Origin of the sequence: Microvirga aerilata, from assembly GCF_016743775.1 — a bacterium.
GTDB lineage: Bacteria > Pseudomonadota > Alphaproteobacteria > Rhizobiales > Beijerinckiaceae > Microvirga > Microvirga aerilata.
Map to the genome: position 1 here is coordinate 1 of NZ_JAEQMY010000179.1, position 5166 is coordinate 5166.

Annotated in this window: 5 protein-coding genes and 2 pseudogenes; 1 reads left to right on the forward strand and 6 read right to left on the reverse strand. The window is 62.4% G+C overall.

Annotated features, from left to right (window positions below):
- Positions 1-489: 489 nt before the first annotated feature.
- From JKG68_RS30860 to JKG68_RS30875, 4 genes are read right to left on the reverse strand one after another with little or no spacing between them, the layout of a single operon-like run.
- Positions 490-1077: a nucleotidyltransferase family protein gene (locus JKG68_RS30860; protein ID WP_202066112.1), complete on the reverse strand. Its 588-nt coding sequence runs from the start codon at positions 1075-1077 to the stop codon at positions 490-492.
- The gene (locus JKG68_RS30865) at positions 1074-2093 is read right to left on the reverse strand and encodes a molybdopterin-binding protein (RefSeq protein WP_202066114.1); all 1020 of its coding nucleotides are present in this window, start codon (positions 2091-2093) and stop codon (positions 1074-1076) included. Before JKG68_RS30865 ends, JKG68_RS30860 begins: the two co-directional genes overlap by 4 nt.
- Positions 2090-2782 (reverse strand): XdhC family protein, encoded by a 693-nt coding sequence (locus JKG68_RS30870; RefSeq protein ID WP_202066116.1) that lies wholly within the window; start codon positions 2780-2782, stop codon positions 2090-2092. Before JKG68_RS30870 ends, JKG68_RS30865 begins: the two co-directional genes overlap by 4 nt.
- Before the next feature lie 5 nt (positions 2783-2787).
- A complete protein-coding gene (locus JKG68_RS30875; RefSeq protein WP_202066118.1) occupies positions 2788-3111 on the reverse strand; it encodes an XdhC family protein in 324 nt (107 codons plus the stop codon).
- A gap of 180 nt (positions 3112-3291) precedes the next feature.
- On the opposite strand from JKG68_RS30875, the gene JKG68_RS30880 reads away from it, so the two are divergent.
- On the forward strand, positions 3292-3747 hold the full coding sequence (locus JKG68_RS30880) for an iron-sulfur cluster assembly scaffold protein (protein WP_202066121.1): 456 nt from the start codon (positions 3292-3294) through the stop codon (positions 3745-3747).
- Between the two features lie 383 nt (positions 3748-4130).
- Here JKG68_RS30880 and JKG68_RS34040 read toward each other — a convergent pair.
- Positions 4131-4877, reverse strand: a pseudogene (locus JKG68_RS34040) (sulfite exporter TauE/SafE family protein).
- A gap of 49 nt (positions 4878-4926) precedes the next feature.
- Positions 4927-5166, reverse strand: a pseudogene (locus tag JKG68_RS30895) (GTP 3',8-cyclase MoaA); the annotation flags it as partial.

Sequence of the window (5166 nt, forward strand, 5' to 3'; positions counted from 1 at the left end):
TGATCCGCCTGGAGACGAGCGCATCAGGCCATGGCGCAAGCCTCACATCGCAAACGAAGGGTGCAACTGTAGTGCTAAGTGCGGCAAAGCTGAGCCGTGAGGAGCCCTGGCGAGATAGCTTTATGCTCAGCAGCTCGTCGCCTTCGGCAGGCAAAGTGCGGCTAGGGATATGACCTACGCTGCGAATTGTTCATCCCGGCCGCGGTTCCAAGCGGTCGTTTTGTCCATCTCTTTCCATCATCTCGCAGGCCTCAGCAGGGAAGTCGCTGGTTACTGAACCGATCTCATAGTCAGAACCACAGACGGGGTGCAGGAAGGAGTGGACGCCCTGCCATTTCGGGTGGCATGAGCTACGCTCCTCGCTTGGTAAGCATCATCCTGCGCCAGCATCAGCAGGGCAATACTACGCCCGCATGAGGTTGCGGTCCCCAGATCATGGTATTGTGCACGGGAGATATCGGGTATTTTCGCCTCTAAAGCCCGTCCCGTTCAAGATTGGTGCTTGGTGAACTCCTCTCGCGTATCGATGTCCTGAATGATAGCGGGATCTTCGGTACGCCATTCCAGAACATCCAATCTTCCACGTAGAATCGAGCCTGCGCCGACATCCCCGGATAGCCCTTCGATCACGGTCTGAAGAGTTCGCGAGAGCACCACGGGATTGCCTCTCTGACCGTTCAATACGGGAATAAGAGCCGCCGGCTCGCCCCTGCCCTGCCAGCCAGCGATGAGAGCGTCGACGAGCTCTGATCTCACAAATGGCATGTCCGCGAGGAGGATGATTGCGGCCCGAATCTCCGATGGCAAGGCGGAGAAGCCGGCTTTCAGTGATGTTGACAGCCCATCCGCGAACAGGGGATTGTGAACGATCTGGACTGGAAGTCCCGTCAGCTCTGCCAGAACGTCTTCAGCGCGATGACCGGTGACCACAGTCACGGGATCGGCCGTGGACTGAACGGCGGCCTCCGCCACATGGCGAACCAGGGCCTTGCCGCCGACACGGGCCAGCAGCTTCGGCTCCGTGCCGAAACGGGTGCCGCGCCCGGCTGCCAGGAGGATGGCCGCCACACCTCTCATTCCTCGCCCTCGCTCTCGCCGCCCTCGCGCGGCTGTGGCCGGGAGACAATCTCCATGAGAAGCCCTCCGACGCCTAGGGACATGATGTCGGCCCGGGTCACGGGCACGTCTGCCAGAAGGCGGTGCAGGATCCAGTCGAATCCGTTCTCCTTTGAAGACCGGGCGCAGCCGGGGGCACCGATCACGGGCTTGCTGGCGATGAAGCCGACAAGAAGCAGATTACCTGGATCGACCGGCATGCCGAAATGCTCCACCCGCCCGCCGGCCATCTCAATGGCCGATGGAATGACGTCGCGACGGTCTGCAATCGCCGAGGCTCCGAAGACGAGAATGAGTTCCGTGTCACCAACTGCCTGTGAAGCCAATTCCAGCGCCAGGGCAGCCGCCTCGTGGGGCACGCGGCGATCCTGCATGATCCTTGCACCTGTCGGCTCCAGCCGCCTAGCGAGCACGGCAAGGGTCTTGTCGATCACGCCTGACTTCAGGCCTGGAAGAGTCGTCGAGACAACTCCGACCGTACGCCGCGTGTAAGGCGCAACCCGTAAGGCGCCCCTCCCGATCCTGTCCTTCCCCTTCTGCAGCAGGACCTCCGGGATGGCATAGGGAATGATCTTGACGGTGCCGACCATCTCCCCTGCGACAACAGGCTTATAGGCTGGCAGGGTTGCGGCCGTCATGGCCTCGTCGACGGCATTGAGGCCGTGGATCGCGTCGGCATCGATAAGAAGAACGCCCCCGGTCTCAGCGTAGAGATTTGATCGCCCGGTGAAAGGAGCTTCGACGGTGATATTGTCTCCTGCGAGCGCTTGGGCCAGTCGAAAGGCTGCCGCGTCCTCGGCAATGTCGCCGGGTTCGAATTGGGCTGCGATCATCGTTCCAATGCCGGCCTGCTTCAGGCGCAGGGCGATGTCCGGCGTAACGAGGGTTCCTTTCTTCACCACCATCTCGCCAGCCCGGACGCTGTGAGCCGCCAGGGCTCCGACGGCTTCCTCAACTGGAACCTCTCCGAACTTCACGCCGAACGCCTCCGCTCCTTACGCAGGGTCGCGACGATCTCGGCCAGAATCGAGACTGCGATTTCCGCAGGAGAAACGGCCCCGATGTCGAGGCCGATGGGCGCATGGATGCGGGTGAGATCCACTTCCGTGAATCCAGCCCCAGTCAGGCGCTGAACGCGGCGATCATGGGTTTTACGCGAGCCGAGCGCGCCGATATAGAAGCACTCCGACTGCAGGGCGGCTTTGAGCGCGGGATCGTCGATCTTCGGATCGTGGGTGAGTGCGACGACAGCCGTATACCGGTCAACCCCGATCTCAGGCAGAACCGCATCGGGCCACTCCGCGAGCACCGGCACATCGGGGAAGCGCTCAGGCGTCGCGAAAGCCGTACGGGGGTCGATGATTGTGACGTCGAGATCGAGGCCCCTGGCCATTGGCGCCAGCGCCTGACTGATATGGACAGCGCCAATGACGACCACCCTGATCGGCGGCATCTGCACGGTCAGGAAGAACTGGCGGCCATCCTGCTCGACGAGCCCGCTCTTGCCCCAGCGCAGGCTGTCCTGCAGTTCCTGTCCCAGCGGATCGCCTCCAACCTCCGCCTCCCGGACGAGACGCTGCTCGCCGGATGCAACATCGGTCACGAGGACCGCGGCGCGCCGGGCGGTGCGCTCCGCATTGAGGTCTGCCAGGAGGCTCAGGCGCATGCCATCTAATCCAGTCGCTCGACATAAACCCGGATCCGCCCACCGCAGGACAGTCCAACCTGCCAGGCGGTCTCGTCAGCCACCCCGAACTCGATCATGCGCGGTTTTCCATCGGCAATCACATCCATGGCTTCCGTGATAACTGCGCCCTCGACACATCCGCCGGAGACGGAGCCGAGGATGTTCGTGTCCTCATCGACCACCAGATGGCTGCCCGCGGGTCGGGGTGCCGATCCCCAGGTCTCGACCACAGTCGCGATCGCAACGCTCCTGCCCTCGCGGCTCCAGGCTTCTGCCGTCTTCAGGATGTCAGCGTCGGTCGAGTGCATGAGATTTCCTAGCATAAAGGAGCGTGTGTAGAGACCGCTCGACGGTCGATACTGCCACCACCATGCCTTGAACCGCAACCGGGATGCGAACCGGCGACCTTTCCGAACGTTGACAGGCGCCTTCATGCGGCATCTGATCCACCGGGAACAAGTACCTCCGTCCGATGGATTGCGCGTAGGATGCTCAACGACATCTACAGCCGCCGTATCCTAGAGCTTGCGGCCGACATCCCGCTTCAGGGAACGCTGCCAGATGCGCATGGAAGCGCGAAGGCGCACTCGAAATTGTGCGGGTCCACTGTTACAGTGCACCTAAAACTTGACGACAATGTCGTGAGCGCCTTCGCTCAGGAGGTGAAAGCCTGCGCGCTGGGTCAGGCCTCCTCGTCGATCATGGGGCGGCATGTGATCGGCTCGACCGTGGAGGAGCTCCGGACAGTCCGGGAGGAGGTCCACCGCATGCTGAAGGCGAGCGGGCAGCCGCCGTCCGGCAAATGGGCGGACCTTGCCGTCCTTAAGCCGGTACGCGATCTGAAAGCCCGTCACGCCTCCGTTCTCCTTGCCTTCGATGCTGTGGTCGATGCACTTGCCCGAGCCGCCGCGAAGGAAGCGGCTGCCGCGGGTTCCACCAATTGAGCACCGCGGTTTCGCGTGCATTGCAGCAACGCTTGGCAGGTGACGGGCTGCGTGATTTGCACTTACTCTACCGCTCAGGCTGTTCACAGGAGGAGAACCACCACAGAGGGCACGCTTCCTTCACCCTTTTCGCCCCTCCGGGTACACATCGCTCGTGGGCAGGCTAGCGATGACAAGCCTTCCGGTCCAGGCGGTCTCGCCTTCCCTCGAGGCGGTCCTAGTCTAAGAGAGGCCCAGGCGCAGCTCTCGGCCTTCTGGCGGGCACGGCGATACTGAACATCATCCTCGTCGGGTTCCCCTAGATGGTCTGCCGACCGGCCATGCGAACGTGATCAGGTCAGCCACCCGACTGTGGCAATGCCAGTGATCGTAAGCCTATGTGGTTAGTAGACGCCTAGCATCTTAAGAGCCGCGATGACCAATACCACGCCGAGAGCTTTGAGGATTGCCGGGCTGGCCAGTCTTAATCCGAAGGTCGTGCCGATCAAGCCACCCAGGAACACTGCGCCAGCATAAAGCGGGAGCTCTGCCGGAAGAGCCTGTACCGAAGCGATGTTGCCCAGCAGGCCAGCGAACGAGTTGCACAAAATGAAGGCTGCGACGATGCCCGAGGCTGTGCGGGTGTCGGACCAGCCCATGAACAGCAACAGGGGCGACAGGAAGATACCGCCTCCCGTGCCCGTCAGGCCGGACAGCAGGCCGATGCCGATCCCCTAGACGATCCCCCAACCGATGGGAATGTGCTTGGTCTCCGGCGCGATCCTGACTCTTCCGGACCATAGGAGGCGGGCGGCAGCAAGCAGCAATATCACTCCGACCAACGGGCGGTAGAACTGTCCCGGCAACTGGATCGAGCCGCCGACGAAAGCCAACGGCACGGCTCCGATCAGGACGGGCCACAGGGTTCGCCAATGGAACAGGCCAGCCTTAACATAACGGAAGGTTGTCAGGCCGGAGACTAGGATGTTGAGGACCAGAGCCGTGGGCCGCATCACCGCCGGGGGCACCCCGAACAGGGCCATGGCCGCGATATAGGCCGACGCACCGGCATGACCGACGGATGTGTAGAGGGCTGCTCCGAGGAACAGGCACAAGGCAAGGAGCAACTCGGCAGTGGCAGGAAGGTGCATCAGTGGAACCTAGCCGCAGCAAGCTCTCCACACCAGCTTTCCCATGGCATCAGCCCCCTGTCATGCTCATGTGACGCCCGACCGCCGGGCGATTACGGCGGTCGATGATGAAATCGTGGCCCTTCGGCTTGCGGGCGATGGCATCGACGATGGCCCGGTCGAGAAGGTCGTTGCTCTCCAAGGCACGCACCGGCGCCCGCAGATCAGCCGTATCCTCCTGTCCCAGGCACATGAAGAGCTGGCCCGTGCAGGTCAGCCGCACCCGGTTGCAGCTTTCGCAGAAATTGTG